The sequence below is a fragment of the Pelagibius sp. genome (assembly GCF_965227505.1).
Lineage (GTDB): Bacteria > Pseudomonadota > Alphaproteobacteria > Kiloniellales > Kiloniellaceae > Pelagibius.
This window is the reverse complement of the sequence record NZ_OZ245757.1, coordinates 823973-837528: the sequence shown is the minus strand read 5'-3', so window position 1 is coordinate 837528 and position 13556 is coordinate 823973. Positions and strand designations below refer to the sequence as shown.

Sequence of the window (13556 nt, the reverse complement as noted above, 5' to 3'; positions counted from 1 at the left end):
GGTCCTGTGTGCAGCCGTTAATCCTGGTCAGGCGCCCTCCGCCAGCAGCGAGAGCTGGGCCGGCTTGTCCGACTGTTCGAAGTCGGTCAGACGGACAGGATAGTCACCGGTGAAGCAGGCATCGCAGAAGCGCGGCGCCTCCGGGTCGCGCCCGGCCTCTCCCATGGCGCGGTAGAGGCCGTCGATGGAAATGAATGCAAGGCTGTCGACGCCGATGTGGGCAGCCATGGCAGCCACGTCCATGCTGGAGGCCAGCAGTTCCTCGCGCTGGGGCGTATCGATACCGTAAAAGCAGGAGTGGGTGGTCGGCGGCGCGGCGATGCGCATATGCACCTCCTGAGCGCCGGCGGCGCGCACCATCTCCACGATCTTGATGGAGGTGGTGCCGCGCACGATCGAGTCGTCCACCAGGATGACGCGCTTGCCTTCGATGGACTGGCGGTTGGCGTTGTGCTTCAGACGGACGCCCAGATGGCGGATCTGCTGCGCCGGTTCGATGAAGGTCCGACCGACATAGTGGTTGCGGATGATCCCCAGTTCGAAAGGCACGCCGGCCTGCTCGGCATAGCCGATGGCCGCGGGCACGCCGGAGTCCGGCACCGGGATCACCACGTCGGCGCTCACGCCGCTTTCCTGGGCCAGTTCCATGCCGATGCGCTTGCGCGCCTGATAGATGCTGGTGCCTTCCATCAGAGAGTCCGGGCGCGCGAAATAGATGTACTCGAAGACGCAAGGGCGGCGCGGCGCCGGCGGGAAGGGGCGGAGGGAATGGACGCCCGAGTCGTCCAGAACGATCATCTCACCGGCTTCGACGTCGCGCACGAACTCCGCGCCGATGATGTCGAGGGCGCAGGTCTCCGAAGCGACCACATTGGCTTTGCCGACGCGCCCCAGCACGAGAGGCCGCACGCCCGAGGGGTCGCGCACCGCGATCAGGCAGCTTTCGGTCATCGCCACCAGAGAGTAGGCGCCCTCGATCTGCCGCAGGGCATTGGTCATGCGGTCGATCAGTGCGCTGGCATCGGAGGTGGCGATCAGGTGGATGATCACCTCGGTGTCCATGGTCGATTGAAAGATTGCGCCCTGGTCGACGAGCCGGTGGCGCAGCTGGCGGGCGTTGGTCAGATTGCCGTTGTGGGCGAGGGCGAAGCCGCCGCAGGAGAGATCCGCGAAGAGCGGCTGTACGTTGCGCAGGGCTGTCTCGCCGGTGGTCGAGTAGCGGTTGTGACCGATAGCGGTATGGCCGGCCAGCCGTGCCATGACCTCGCCGGAGGAGAAAATGTCGCCGACATGGCCGAGGTCGCGGTGCGCGTTGAAGTGCTCGCCGTCGAAGGCGACGATGCCGGCGGCTTCCTGCCCGCGATGCTGCAGGGCATGCAGACCGAGCGCCGTGTGGGCCGCCGCGTCTTCGTGGCCGTAGATCCCGAAGACCCCGCATTCCTCGTGAAACTTGTCGTCGTCCTGGATCGTGTCGTCATCCGGGCCGGTGCCCGGGCGGGGAACCAGCGGGTTGGTGGTGATCACTGCTCGTTCCCTCCTGCGACCCCGCCTGCCGGGGGCTCCTGGCCCATCAGGCCCTCGATCGCCCTTTCGATCTCGCCGCGCATGTCCTCGTTATACTCCGGCTCGGCCTCCGGTGCATCGGCTTTCCGAAGCGGGCTGACCAGCAGCTGATAGGTCTGTTCCTGGCGCCGCAGCTCTTCGGCACGGCGGCGCGCGTCGTCTGCCGCTTCGTTGCCCTGCTCCAGCATGCTCTCCGGCACCAGGGTGAGCAGCAGGTCGGCGCCGCGTTCGACCAGAGGCCGGCTTCTGGCTTCCTTCACCCAGTCGAACATCTCTTCTTCGGGCATCAGGAAGGAGAGCGTCATCCAGGCCAGCACCACGATGACGCCGCCGCGGGCGAATCCGAAGAGCAGGCCCAGCGAGCGATCCAGAGCGCCGAGGCTGCTTTGCTGCACCCGGTTGGAAAGCAACCGCGTCATCATGGAGAAGACGATCAGCGAAACCAGGAAGATCACCACGCCGGTGACCAGGCTGGCGAAGAACTCGGTGGGGATGTATTGCTCGACCAGCGGCTGGACATGCGGAAAGGCATAGAGCGTCACAAAGGCGGCCGCGACCCAGGAGCCGATGGCGAAGACCTCGTGAACGAATCCGCGCACGAAGGCGAAGATGCCGGAGATCACCAGAACGATGATCACGATCAGGTCCGCCAGATTGATCGGCAAGCTGTCCATCGGGTGTTCGTCTGTCCTTCGACTTGGCTTTCGGGCGACTTGGCTTTCGGGCGATGTGGCTTTCAGGCGCTCCGGGTCCGCCGGGGCTCTACGGCGCCGAGGACCGGAAACCGACGGGATCGGCCTGCGGCGGGGCCAGGCGCGAAACCAGATCCTGCAGGTGGGCAATCTCCTCGATCACGAGGCCTCCGCTCTGCGGCCTGCCTTTGCCAGCGCCCTTCTTGGCCCGGGGGGCCACCCAGGCGCGGGAGAATCCAAGCTTTTCCGCTTCTTTCAACCGCAATTCGACCTGGCTGACCGGTCGAATCTCTCCGGAAAGGCCGATCTCGCCGAAAATCACAGTTTCTTCCGGCACTTCCTGTCCCGTTGCCGCCGATACCAAGGCCGCCGCGACGGCCAGATCCGCTGCCGGCTCGCCAATCCTGAGGCCGCCGGCTACGTTCAAATATACCTCTTGGCCGGCCAACGCCAGCCCGCATCGCGCCTCCAGCACCGCCAGCACCATGGCCAGGCGGCCCGAATCCCAGCCGACCACGGCGCGCCGCGGGGTCGCCAGGGGAGAGGTGGAAACGAGAGCCTGGATTTCCACCAGCAGGGGGCGGGTGCCCTCCAGCCCGGCGAAAACCGCCGCTCCGGCGATGTTGCCCCGCCGCTCGGCCAGGAACAGGGCAGAGGGGTTGGCAACCTCCTCCAGGCCGCCGTCGGTCATTTCGAAGACGCCGATCTCGTCGGTCGGCCCGAAGCGGTTCTTCGAGGCCCGCAGGATCCGGAAATGGTGGCCGCGGTCCCCTTCGAAGGTCAGCACCGTGTCGACCATGTGCTCCAGCACCTTAGGCCCGGCGATCTGGCCTTCTTTGGTCACATGGCCGACCAGTAGCAGGCTGAAGCCGCGCTTTTTGGCCAGGCGGATCAGTTCCTGGGCGGCGGCGCGGACCTGGGAGACGGTGCCCGGCGCGGATTCGAGGCTGTCGATGTAAAGGGTCTGTACCGAATCGACGACCACGACTGCCGGCCCCTTGGGCTGATCGAGTGTCGCCACCATGTCCCGCACGGCGGTTGCTGCCGCCAGTTGCACCGGCGCCGCCCCCAGGCCCATGCGCTGGGCGCGCAGACGCACCTGGTCGATGGACTCCTCGCCGGAGATGTAAGCGCAGGGCGCCGCATCCTTGCCGCCCGCCGCGAGGCGTGCTGCGACCTGCAGCAGCAGGGTCGACTTCCCGATGCCCGGATCGCCCGCCACCAGCACCGCCGAGCCCGGCACCAGGCCCCCGCCGGTGACGCGGTCGAATTCGCCCAGGCCGCAGGTCATGCGTGGCGGCGCCGGGCTGCGGCTCTGGAGATCCACGAAGGCGAGCCGCTGTGCCGACCGGCCGGCGCCGGAAAGGCCCCCCGGGGTTTTCTCAACGACTTCCTCTGAAAGCGAATTCCAGGCACCGCAACTCTCGCAGCGTCCGGCCCACTTGGCAGAGACGGCGCCGCACTCCTGGCAGACATAGCGGGACTGGGGTTTCGCCATGGTTGTCGCCTGTTGTCAGCCGGCCTTCGCCGTGCCGGGCCCCTCGGGCCCGCAGCTACAGCGCCCGGACCTGCATCTGGATCGGGCCCTCGGCGCGGCCGTTGATGAACTGATCGACGTATGGATTGCCCGAACTGTCGATCTCCGCCGTGGGGCCGACCCAGATGATGTTGCCGCGATAGAGCATGGCCGTGCGGTCGGAAATGCGCCGCGCCGAAGCCATGTCGTGGGTGATCGACAGCGCCGTGGCGCCGAGCTGCTTCACGCACTTCACGATCAGCCGGTCGATCACGTCGCCCATGATGGGGTCGAGACCCGTGGTCGGTTCGTCGAAGAAGATGATCTCCGGCTCCGTCGCGATGGCGCGGGCGAGGCCGACGCGCTTGCGCATGCCGCCGGAAAGTTCCGCCGGCATCAAGGCGCCGACATCTTCGCCCAGGCCGACGGCGGCCAGTTTCTCCAGGGCGATCCTGCGCGCCTCGGCGCGCGGCTTGCCCTGACCCTGGATCAGGCCGAAGGCGACATTCTCCCAGACCGGCAGGGAGTCGAAGAGCGCGGCGTTCTGGAACAGCATGCCGAACTTGCGCCTGACGCGATCCAGGTCTTCGCCCATCAGGCCGACCACCTCTTCGCCATCGACCTCGATCGAGCCTGCGTCGGGGTGGAGCAGTCCCAGGATGCATTTCAAGAGCACGGACTTGCCGCTGCCCGAGCCGCCGATCACCAGAACCGACTCGCCGGGAAAGACATCCAGGTTCACGTTGTCGAGCACGACCTTGTCGCCGAAAGCCTTGCTGAGGCCGCGGATCTTGATCTTCGGGATCTGGTTGCTGCCGGCGTCGTTCATCGGGCGAAGAACAGTTCGGTGATGAAGTAGTTGAAGCAGAGGATCAGGATCGAGGCGGAGACCACCGCGTTGGTGGTGGCCGCTCCCACGCCCTGGGCGCCGCCGCGCGAGTTGTAGCCGTGATAGCAGCCCATAAGGGTTACCAGGAACCCGAAGACGGCGGCCTTGACCAGGCCCGAAACGACATCCTGAACCTCCACGAAATCGCGCGTGTTTTTCAGGTAGGTCGCGGGGTTGAAGTCCAGCTTCTGGGTGGAGACCAGATAACCGCCGAAAACGCCGATGATGTCGGCGATCAGCACCAGGATCGGCAGCATCGTAAACCCGGCGATCAGGCGCGGCGCGATCAGGTACTTGAAGGGATTGGTCGCCAGGGTGTCCAGGGCGTCGATCTGTTCGGTCACCCGCATGGTGCCGATCTCGGCGGCCATGGAGGCGCCGACCCGGCCGGCCACCATCAGCCCCGCCAGGACCGGACCCAGTTCCCGGGTGATGGAGACGACGACCACGTTGGGGATCGCGCTTTCCGCCGAGAACCGTTCGAAGCCGGTATAGCTCTGCAGCGCCAGCACCATGCCGGTAAAGATCGCGGTCAGCCCGACCACCGGCAGCGAGTAGTAGCCGATCTCGATCATCTGCCGCACGACCAGCCGCGGATAGAACGGCGGCCGGACACAGTGAGAGAGGGAGATAACGGTGAAAAGGGTCAGCCGGCCGGTGGCTTCCAGAAACGTCAGAAAGGTCCGGCCGATCGGCTGGAGAATCGGCATCAAGAATCAGCCCAAATAAGTCCGGTGATAGCGCTTTCCAAGAGCAGTCAGAATCTCATAGCCGATCGTCCCGGCTTCGCGCGCAAGGTCGTCGACCCCGTGCTGCGGCCCCAGGAGATCCACCATCGTGCCCGGGCGCACCGAATCCGGCGCAACCCCAGAGACATCCAAAGTGATCAGATCCATCGAAATCCGCCCCACCACGGGAACCTCGTGACCGTTAATCCAGGCTCGCCCCCGACCCGAAAGCGAGCGCAGGTAGCCATCCGCATAGCCCGCAGCAACTGTGGCAATTCGAGCCGGCCCGGTGGCGCGGTGCGTCGCACCATAGCCAACGCTCTGGGGGGCGTCAATTGCCCGAACCTGCAGGATTCGCGCCTTCAATCCGACCACCGGAAGGACCGGATTCGCCACTGCCGGCGTCGGGTTGACGCCATAGACGGCGGCGCCCGGACGGGCCAGATCGAAGTGGTATTCTTGGCCCAGAAAGATCCCGGGAGAGTTGCAGAGCGAGGCCGGGGCGTTCGGCAGCGTTCGGAGAGCCGCGCGAAAAGCGGCGAGCTGCAGGGCGTTCTGGGGGTGCTGCGGCTCGTCGGCGCAGGCCAGGTGGCTCATGACCAGGGTCGGAACGATGCCCTCCAGGCGGTCCGGAGCCCCCTGGAGGATATCCAGGTCCGCCGGCTGCAGCCCAAGGCGGCTCATGCCGCTGTCGACCTGGATGGCCGCCGGGAGCGGTCGGCCGCGCCTGCCGGCCTCCGCCCGCCAGGCGTCGATCTCGCCCAGCGAGTTAAGCACCGGCAGGAGACTGTGTTCGACGCAGGCCGCTTCGGTTCCGGGCATCAGGCCGTTCAGCACATAGAGGCTGAGGGCCGGATGGCAGGCATCCAGCACCGGGCGCAGTGCAATCGCTTCGTCAGGCTGGGCAACGAAGATCGAGCGGGCGCCCTCCTTTACCAGGACCGGGACGACCTGGGCCGCGCCCAGCCCGTAGGCATCGGCCTTGACGACGGCCGCGAGCGGCTTTTCCAGAAAAGCCGTGCGCAGGCGGCGAAAGTTTTCGGCGATGGCCCCAAGGTCGACCGTGAGCGCCCCGGCCGCCGTGGCGGGGATGTCGGCCTTGCCGGAGGTCGTTCGTTTGCTGTCAGAACTGCTCGGGGAGGTGGTCATCGGCGATCAGGTCGCTGAAGCGGGTCGTATCCCCGTCGAAGGAGAATTCACGCGAGCCGATCGGTCCGTGGCGCTGTTTGGCGACGATGATCTCGGCTTTGCCGTAGGCGCGCTCGCAACGTTCCTTCCAGCGCTCGAGGCGCTCATGAAACTTGTTGTCGTCTTCGCCGTCGCGCCGCGTCGGCTCGGCGCGCTCCGCGTAGTACTGCTCGCGATAGATGAACATCACGACGTCGGCGTCCTGCTCGATCGACCCTGATTCGCGCAGGTCGGCCAGCTGCGGGTGCTTGTCCTCGCGCTGCTCGACAGCACGCGAGAGCTGGGAGAGGGCGATGACCGGGACGTCGAGGTCCTTGGCGAGCGCCTTGAGCCCGCGGGTGATCTCGGAGACTTCCTGGACCCGGTTGTCGGAACGCTTGTTGGGCGGCGGCTGCATGAGCTGAAGGTAGTCGACCACCACCAGCGAGAGGCCGTGCTGACGCTTCAGACGGCGCGCCCGGGTGCGCATCTGGCTGACCGAAAGCGCCGGCGTGTCGTCGACGAAGAGCGGCAGTTCGAAGAGCTCCCGGCTGGCCTCGAAGACCTTGTCGAAATCCTCGTCGCGAATGTCGCCGCGCCGCATCGAGTCCGAGCGAACGCCGGTGCGCTCGGAGAGAATGCGGGTGGCAAGCTGTTCGGCCGACATTTCCAGCGAGAAGAAGGCGACCGGCTGGCGCTGTTCGACCGGGTTGCCTTCGGCATCCTTTTCGATACGCGGCGCCGAAGCCACGTTGAACGCGATGTTGGTGGCCAGTGAGGTCTTTCCCATCGAAGGGCGGGCCGCAAGGATGACGAGGTCCGAGCGGTGGAAGCCGCCGAGCAGTCCGTCGAGGTCCTGAAGACCCGACGACACTCCGGAAAGCCCGTCGCGCTGCATGGCCGCCTCGGTCATGTGAAGCGACTCCAGCACCGCCGAGCGGAAGCCGATCAGCCCGCCTTCGGTCTGGCCGATCTCGGCGAGCTTGTAGAGCCGGTCCTCGGCACCTTCGATCTGTTGTGTGGCCTCGACATCCAGATCATGCTCGAAAGCATCGTTCACCATGTCTTCGCCCAGGGTGATCAACTCGCGCCTGAGATAGAGATCGTGGATCGTCTTGCCGTAGTCGGCGGCGTTGATGATGGTGACGTAGCTCGATTGAAGCTGAGCCAGGTATTGGGCGCCGCCGACCTCGGCGAGGGCGCTTTCCTGTTCGAAAAGGTTTTTCAACTGGATCGCATTGGCCACCTGGCCGCGCTCGATCAGCTTGCCGCAGGCTTCGTAGATCCGTGCGTGCACGCCGTCGGCGAAATGCTCCGGCCGCAAAAAGTCGGAGACTTTCTCATAGGCCGCGTTGTTGGCCAGGATGGCACCCAGCAGCGCCTGTTCCGCCTCGTCGTTGGAAGGGGGCAGACGCAGGGTATCCCCGCTTTCGAGCGGGTCGGGGAGGGCGGTCAGGCTGGGGCGTGTCGATTCCATGGCCGGCTAGAATAGCAAACCGCGGCAGCAGTCCAAGGCAGTGGTGCTGAGAAGCTTTCGGGGATTGAGAGAAAGACGGGGATAAGCGCTGCAACGCTTTGACCGTTGCGGATAAACCCGCGGAAAGCGCAAAGAAGAAGCGGCGGCCCTACAATGGACCGCCGCTTCAGCTTGGTTGGTCGATGTCAGGCGCGCGCAGCTACGCGTCCTTCGGCGTCTCTTCGCTTTCGGCCTCGGCCGACTCCGCCGGGGCGGCTTCGTCGCCGGCGCTTTCCGACTCGGTCGTCTCCGCGGCTTCTTCCTGTTCGACCGCTTCGACGACGGCTTCGATTTCGGCCTCGGCGGCCTCTTCGGCCTGGCGCAGGTCTTCGGCGGTCACCACACGTCCGCTCTTCAGTTGGGCCTCCGCCTCTTCTTCAGAACGGGCGACGTTCGCGGTGATCTCCACGGCCACCTCTGGGTGCAACTGAACGCGCACGGTATGGAGGCCGAGGGTTTTGATCACGGCGGTGAGGGCGACCTGCCGACGGTCGATGGTGACACCGGCTGCAGCCACCGCCTCGGAGATATCGCGGCTGTTGACCGAGCCGTAGAGCTGGCCGCTTTCGCCCGCCTGGCGCACCAGGGTCACGGTCATGCCGTCGAGGTCGCCAACGATCCGCTCGGCCTCTTCGCGGCGCTTCAGGTTGTCGGCTTCCAGCTGCGAACGCTCCTGTTCGAAGCGGGCGAGGTTACCCTTGGTGGCCCGCAGCGCTTTCTTCTGCGGCAGGAGAAAGTTTCGCGCATAGCCCGGCTTGACGGTGACCACGTCACCCATCTGGCCAAGCTTCTCAATGCGCTCCATCAGGATCACTTCCATCTCATTGACTCCCGACTGGCCGCTACTTCACGACATAGGGCAGAAGCGCCAGATAGCGCGCACGCTTGATGGCGCGCGCCAGCTCTCGCTGCTTCTTGGTCGACACGGCGGTGATCCGGCTCGGCACGATCTTGCCGCGTTCGGAGACGAAGCGCTGCAGCAGCCGCGTGTCCTTGTAGTCGATCTTCTGCGCCTTGGGGCCGGAGAACGGGCAGCTCTTGCGGCGGCGGAAGAACGGACGGCGGGCTCCGCCGCCGGAACTGACGATACGGACGGTCATTCTGCTGCTCCTTCACTGGCTTTGGCACCGGCGCCGGTAGCGGCCGCTGCGCCGCCCTCGGAGCCGCCGCGCGGTGCGCCACCCCGGTCACCACCCCGGTCGCCGCCCCGGTCTCCACCGCGGTCACCGCCGAAACGGCCGCCGCCGCGGCGGTCGCCGCGATCACCCCGGCCGCCGCGGTCGTCGCGGCTGTGACGCTGCTGCATGACGATCGAGGGGCCCTCGGTCAGCTCGTCGACCTTCACGGTCAGATAGCGGATCACGTCGTCGCTGAGCCGGATGTTGCGCTCCAGCTCGTGCAGGGCCGGGCCGGGCGCCTCGATGTTCAAAAGGACGTAGTGGCCCTTGCGGTTTTTCTTGATCCGATAGGCCAGGGTGCGCAGGCCCCAGTACTCGGACCCCGCCACACGGCCGCCGTTGTCTTCAAGGATTTTGGTGTAGTCCGCCACCAGGCTCTCGACCTGGGAAGACGAGACGTCTTGGCGCGCAATCAGCACGCATTCGTAGAAAGCCATTCTGTAACTCCTTTTGGCTCTTCTTGGGCCGGCGCTGGTCCTTCCAGCCGCCCGGCCCTAGCCGACACCGCACAGGGCGCCGGCAAGGAGTGTTCGCGCCGAGGGGGCGCGAAGCCGGCGGACTATACACTTTCCCGCCGGAGGCGCAAGCGGCAAGCCGGCGCCGCGAGGCTTCCCCCGCGATCCGGCTTGACAGTTAAAGCAGCCTCGCTATCTCTGGGCGGCATTTTCGCCTCTCCAGCCGGCCGTTTCCGCCGCCTTATCCAGATAAGGGTCCCCGAAGAGGGACCCAGAACAGGGAGTTGTCCGCATGAGCCTGGCTTTCGTCTTTCCGGGGCAGGGGTCCCAGGCGGTCGGCATGGGCCAAGCCCTGGCCGACGCCTTTCCGGTGGCCCGGCACACCTTTGAGGAGGTGGACGACGCGCTGGAACAGCGTCTCTCGCGGCTCATGTTCGAAGGGCCCGAGGAAGACCTGCGGCTGACGGCCAACGCCCAGCCGGCCCTGATGGCGGCGAGCCTGGCGGCGGTCCGGGTGCTGGAAGCCGAGGGCGGCAAGCCGCTGGCCGAACGGGCCGCTTTCGTCGCCGGCCATTCGTTGGGAGAATATTCCGCTCTTGCGGCTGCCGGCTCGCTGGACCTGGGCGATGCGGCGCGCCTGCTGCGCCGCCGCGGCGCCGCCATGCAGGAGGCCGTTCCCGTCGGCGAGGGGGCCATGGCGGCGCTCCTCGGCCTCGACCTCGAGCCGGCACAGGAGATCGCCGAAGCGGCAGCGGAAGACCAGATCTGCGCTGCGGCCAACGACAACGCGCCGGGTCAGGTGGTGCTGAGCGGCCATGCGGAGGCCATCGACAGAGCCATGGCCCTGGCCAAGGAGCGTGGAGCCAAGCGGGCGGTGCTGCTGCCGGTCAGCGCGCCTTTCCACTGTCCGCTGATGGCGCCGGCGGCGGGGGTGATGGCGGATGCCCTGGCGGCGGTGACGGTCAGGATGCCCGCCGTGCCGCTGATCGCGAACGTCACCGCCGGGCGTCTGAGCGACCCCGACGAGATCCGCAGCAAGCTGGTCGAACAGGTGACCGGCATGGTGCGCTGGCGCGAGTCCGTTGCTTTCATGGTGTCCGCAGGCGTGGACAAGACCGTGGAACTGGGCGCCGGCAAGGTTTTGAGCGGCCTGAGCAAGCGGATCGACCGCAGCCTGTATGCCCAGTCCGCCGGGACGCCCGAGGAGATGGAATCGCTCCTGAAACAGCTCTAGCCCGCCCTCGGGCTATCGCGCAGCTGCGTCGGTCAGTGGAGCGGATGCCCCGTGAGGCGGGACCCTATCCGGAAGCAAGACCCCTTAGAGAACAATTCCCAGAACCGCGGAGAAGACGTGATGTTTGATCTCAATGGAAAGACCGCCCTGGTCACGGGGGCATCGGGCGGCATCGGCGGGGCGATCGCCAGGCAGTTGCATGCCCAGGGCGCCAGCGTGGCGCTGAGCGGCACCCGGGCGGAAGCGCTCGAGGCCCTGGCGGGCGAACTGGGCGACCGGGCGCAGGTCATTCCCTGCAATCTGGGAGATCCGGCAGAGGCGGATGCGCTGGTGGGCAAGGCGGAAGCGGCCTTGGGCCAGCTCGACATCCTGGTCAACAACGCGGGGCTGACCCGCGACGGCCTGATCATGCGGATGAAGGACGAAGATTGGGCCCGGGTTCTCGAGGTCAATCTGACCGCTGCTTTCCGTCTCGCCCGGGCCAGCCTGAAGGGCATGATGAAGCGCCGCTGGGGGCGCATTGTCAGCATCAGTTCGGTGGTCGGTGTGACCGGGAATCCGGGCCAGGCCAACTACGTCAGTTCCAAGGCCGGACTGATCGGCCTCAGCAAGTCGCTGGCCCAGGAGGTTGCGACCCGGGGCATCACCGTGAACACCGTTGCGCCCGGCATGATCGAAACCGCCATGACCGACGCGCTGAACGAGCAGCAGCGCGAACGCATCCTCTCGGCCATCCCGATGCAACGTCTTGGGAAATCAGACGAAATCGCGTCTGCGGTAGCGTTTCTTGCAAGCGAAGAGGCGGCCTACGTGACGGGCCAAACCTTGCATGTGAACGGTGGAATGGCCATGATATGAGGAAACCCGGGGGATCCCACCTCAACTATGCGTCTCTGGGGCGTTGGCAAACCTTTGAGAACTGTGATAAGAGGCGGCGCCTTGCGCAGCAGCGAGGGCGTTATCCGCAAGATCATTACCTGTTGTGACGGTACCCGCGTCCCGCGAGGATGCGCAAAAGAACCTAAGGACAAAGTCAAATGAGCAACGACATCGCCGATCGCGTCAAGAAGATCGTCGTCGAGCATCTGGGCGTCGACGATGGAAAGGTAACCGACACCGCCAGCTTTATCGATGACCTGGGTGCTGACAGCCTGGATACGGTCGAACTGGTCATGGCTTTCGAAGAAGAGTTCGGCTGCGAGATCCCCGATGACGCTGCCGAGAAGATTGTGACCGTCAAAGACGCGATCGACTTCATCCAGGAACACTCCTGAGCCGGTGAACAACGCGGCAGCGGTTGGGTTTGACGCGCTGCTGCCCGCCAGCGTTGCCGCGCGAGGATTTCAAGGCGTATGAGACGCGTTGTCGTTACAGGGCTTGGGTTGGTCACGCCGCTTGGCAGTGGGGTCAAGCCGGTCTGGGACCGCCTGATCAAGGGCGAATCGGGGCTGCGGGGCATTCAAAGCTTCGACGTTTCCGATCTTCCGTCGAAGATCGCCGGTCAGGTTCCGCAGGGCGAGACCGCGGACGGGCTCTTCAATGCCGACGACTTCGTCGCGCCGCGCGATCAGCGCAAGCTCGACCGCTTCATCGTCTTCGGGATGGCGGCTGCACAGCAGGCCATCGAGGATTCCGGCTGGACGCCGGAGGATGATGAAAGCCTCTGGCGCACCGGCGTCATGATCGGATCCGGCATCGGCGGACTGGAGACCATCTACGATGGCTCCATTACGATCCACGAACGCGGTCCGCGCCGTCTGTCTCCGTTCTTTATCCCGGCCGCCCTGATCAACCTGGTCAGCGGCCAGGTTTCGATCCGCTACGGCTTCAAAGGCCCGAACCATGCCGTGGTGACGGCGTGTTCGACCGGCGCCCATGCCATCGGCGATGCGGCGCGCCTGATCATGCTCGACGATGCGGATGTCATGGTCGCCGGCGGCGCCGAGGCGGCGGTCTGCCGCCTGGGCTTGGCAGGGTTCTCCGCTTCGCGGGCGCTTTCCACGAACTTCAACGACACGCCGGAGCGCAGCTCGCGCCCCTGGGACGAAGACCGCGATGGCTTCGTCATGGGCGAGGGAGCCGGTGTGGTCGTGCTGGAAGAGTTGGAGCATGCCAAGGCGCGGGGCGCGACCATCTACGCCGAAGTGGTCGGCTATGGCCTTTCCGGCGATGCTCATCACATCACCGCGCCGCCCGAAGACGGCAATGGCGGCTACCGCGCCATGCAGGCGGCCATGCGCCGCGCCGGGCTCGATCCCAGCGACATCGACTACATCAATGCCCATGGGACCTCGACGCCGCTGGGCGACGAGATCGAAGTGGGCGCCGTGCGCCGGCTTTTCGGCGATGCGGTCAAGGACATCACCATGTCCTCCACCAAGTCGGCGATCGGGCACCTTCTGGGGGCCGCCGGGGCCGTGGAGTCGATCTTCTCGATCCTCGCCATCCGCGACAACGTCGCACCTCCGACCCTGAACCTCGACAATCCTTCGCCGACATGTGACGGGGTCGATCTGAACCCGCATCAAGCCAAGGAACGGCCGATCCGACGGGCCCTTTCCAATTCCTTCGGCTTCGGTGGCACGAACGCCAGTCTGATCCTGGCAGACTACCAGTAG

14 protein-coding genes are annotated in these 13556 nt (G+C 65.9%); 4 read left to right on the top strand and 10 right to left on the bottom strand.

Annotation, left to right across the window (positions count from 1 at the left end; translation table 11 throughout):
• Positions 1–27: 27 nt before the first annotated feature.
• From purF to rpsF, 10 genes are all read right to left on the bottom strand, one after another.
• A complete protein-coding gene (gene purF, locus ACO06P_RS04000) occupies positions 28–1524 on the bottom strand; it encodes an amidophosphoribosyltransferase (RefSeq protein WP_420348715.1) in 1497 nt (498 codons plus the stop codon).
• Entirely contained in the window at positions 1521–2237 is a 717-nt protein-coding gene (locus ACO06P_RS03995; protein WP_420348714.1) for a CvpA family protein, read from the bottom strand. The genes purF and ACO06P_RS03995 overlap by 4 nt, the downstream gene beginning before the upstream one ends.
• An 88-nt stretch (positions 2238–2325) precedes the next feature.
• Positions 2326–3753 (bottom strand): DNA repair protein RadA, encoded by a 1428-nt coding sequence (radA, locus tag ACO06P_RS03990; RefSeq protein WP_420348713.1) that lies wholly within the window; start codon positions 3751–3753, stop codon positions 2326–2328.
• Positions 3754–3808: 55 nt separating this feature from the next.
• Positions 3809–4600, bottom strand: coding sequence for an ABC transporter ATP-binding protein (locus ACO06P_RS03985; protein WP_420348712.1), 792 nt, complete (start codon positions 4598–4600; stop codon positions 3809–3811).
• Positions 4597–5370, bottom strand: a complete 774-nt coding sequence (locus ACO06P_RS03980; protein ID WP_420348711.1) for an MlaE family ABC transporter permease — start codon at positions 5368–5370, stop codon at positions 4597–4599. Before ACO06P_RS03980 ends, ACO06P_RS03985 begins: the two co-directional genes overlap by 4 nt.
• Positions 5371–5376: 6 nt before the next feature.
• Positions 5377–6537 (bottom strand): alanine racemase, encoded by a 1161-nt coding sequence (gene alr / locus ACO06P_RS03975; RefSeq protein WP_420348710.1) that lies wholly within the window; start codon positions 6535–6537, stop codon positions 5377–5379.
• Positions 6512–8032: a replicative DNA helicase gene (locus ACO06P_RS03970; RefSeq protein WP_420348709.1), complete on the bottom strand. Its 1521-nt coding sequence runs from the start codon at positions 8030–8032 to the stop codon at positions 6512–6514. The genes alr and ACO06P_RS03970 overlap by 26 nt, the downstream gene beginning before the upstream one ends.
• Before the next feature lie 199 nt (positions 8033–8231).
• Entirely contained in the window at positions 8232–8891 is a 660-nt protein-coding gene (gene rplI / locus ACO06P_RS03965) for a 50S ribosomal protein L9 (protein ID WP_420348708.1), read from the bottom strand.
• Positions 8892–8913: 22 nt separating this feature from the next.
• On the bottom strand, positions 8914–9171 hold the full coding sequence (rpsR, locus tag ACO06P_RS03960) for a 30S ribosomal protein S18 (protein WP_420348707.1): 258 nt from the start codon (positions 9169–9171) through the stop codon (positions 8914–8916).
• Positions 9168–9686 (bottom strand): 30S ribosomal protein S6, encoded by a 519-nt coding sequence (gene rpsF / locus ACO06P_RS03955; protein ID WP_420348706.1) that lies wholly within the window; start codon positions 9684–9686, stop codon positions 9168–9170. The genes rpsR and rpsF overlap by 4 nt, the downstream gene beginning before the upstream one ends.
• A gap of 310 nt (positions 9687–9996) precedes the next feature.
• On the opposite strand from rpsF, the gene fabD reads away from it, so the two are divergent.
• The 4 genes from fabD (at position 9997) to fabF (ending at position 13556) form a co-directional block, all read left to right on the top strand.
• The gene (fabD, locus tag ACO06P_RS03950) at positions 9997–10938 is read left to right on the top strand and encodes an ACP S-malonyltransferase (protein WP_420348705.1); all 942 of its coding nucleotides are present in this window, start codon (positions 9997–9999) and stop codon (positions 10936–10938) included.
• A 120-nt stretch (positions 10939–11058) separates the two neighbouring features.
• The gene (fabG, locus tag ACO06P_RS03945; RefSeq protein WP_420348704.1) at positions 11059–11796 is read left to right on the top strand and encodes a 3-oxoacyl-[acyl-carrier-protein] reductase; all 738 of its coding nucleotides are present in this window, start codon (positions 11059–11061) and stop codon (positions 11794–11796) included.
• A 179-nt stretch (positions 11797–11975) separates the two neighbouring features.
• A complete protein-coding gene (locus tag ACO06P_RS03940; RefSeq protein WP_299393023.1) occupies positions 11976–12212 on the top strand; it encodes an acyl carrier protein in 237 nt (78 codons plus the stop codon).
• A gap of 78 nt (positions 12213–12290) precedes the next feature.
• Positions 12291–13556 (top strand): beta-ketoacyl-ACP synthase II, encoded by a 1266-nt coding sequence (gene fabF, locus ACO06P_RS03935; protein ID WP_420348703.1) that lies wholly within the window; start codon positions 12291–12293, stop codon positions 13554–13556.

What these genes read in the sequence shown, in the direction of transcription:
- fabD (WP_420348705.1), top strand. Translation starts at nt 9,997, where the DNA reads ATGAGCCTGGCTTTCGTCTTTCCGGGGCAGGGGTCCCAGGCGGTCGGC.
- alr (WP_420348710.1), bottom strand. Translation starts at nt 6,537, where the DNA reads ATGACCACCTCCCCGAGCAGTTCTGACAGCAAACGAACGACCTCCGGC.
- ACO06P_RS03980 (WP_420348711.1), bottom strand. Translation starts at nt 5,370, where the DNA reads ATGCCGATTCTCCAGCCGATCGGCCGGACCTTTCTGACGTTTCTGGAA.
- rpsF (WP_420348706.1), bottom strand. Translation starts at nt 9,686, where the DNA reads ATGGCTTTCTACGAATGCGTGCTGATTGCGCGCCAAGACGTCTCGTCT.
- rpsR (WP_420348707.1), bottom strand. Translation starts at nt 9,171, where the DNA reads ATGACCGTCCGTATCGTCAGTTCCGGCGGCGGAGCCCGCCGTCCGTTC.
- ACO06P_RS03985 (WP_420348712.1), bottom strand. Translation starts at nt 4,600, where the DNA reads ATGAACGACGCCGGCAGCAACCAGATCCCGAAGATCAAGATCCGCGGC.
- ACO06P_RS03940 (WP_299393023.1), top strand. Translation starts at nt 11,976, where the DNA reads ATGAGCAACGACATCGCCGATCGCGTCAAGAAGATCGTCGTCGAGCAT.
- fabG (WP_420348704.1), top strand. Translation starts at nt 11,059, where the DNA reads ATGTTTGATCTCAATGGAAAGACCGCCCTGGTCACGGGGGCATCGGGC.
- fabF (WP_420348703.1), top strand. Translation starts at nt 12,291, where the DNA reads ATGAGACGCGTTGTCGTTACAGGGCTTGGGTTGGTCACGCCGCTTGGC.
- ACO06P_RS03995 (WP_420348714.1), bottom strand. Translation starts at nt 2,237, where the DNA reads ATGGACAGCTTGCCGATCAATCTGGCGGACCTGATCGTGATCATCGTT.
- rplI (WP_420348708.1), bottom strand. Translation starts at nt 8,891, where the DNA reads ATGGAAGTGATCCTGATGGAGCGCATTGAGAAGCTTGGCCAGATGGGT.
- ACO06P_RS03970 (WP_420348709.1), bottom strand. Translation starts at nt 8,032, where the DNA reads ATGGAATCGACACGCCCCAGCCTGACCGCCCTCCCCGACCCGCTCGAA.
- radA (WP_420348713.1), bottom strand. Translation starts at nt 3,753, where the DNA reads ATGGCGAAACCCCAGTCCCGCTATGTCTGCCAGGAGTGCGGCGCCGTC.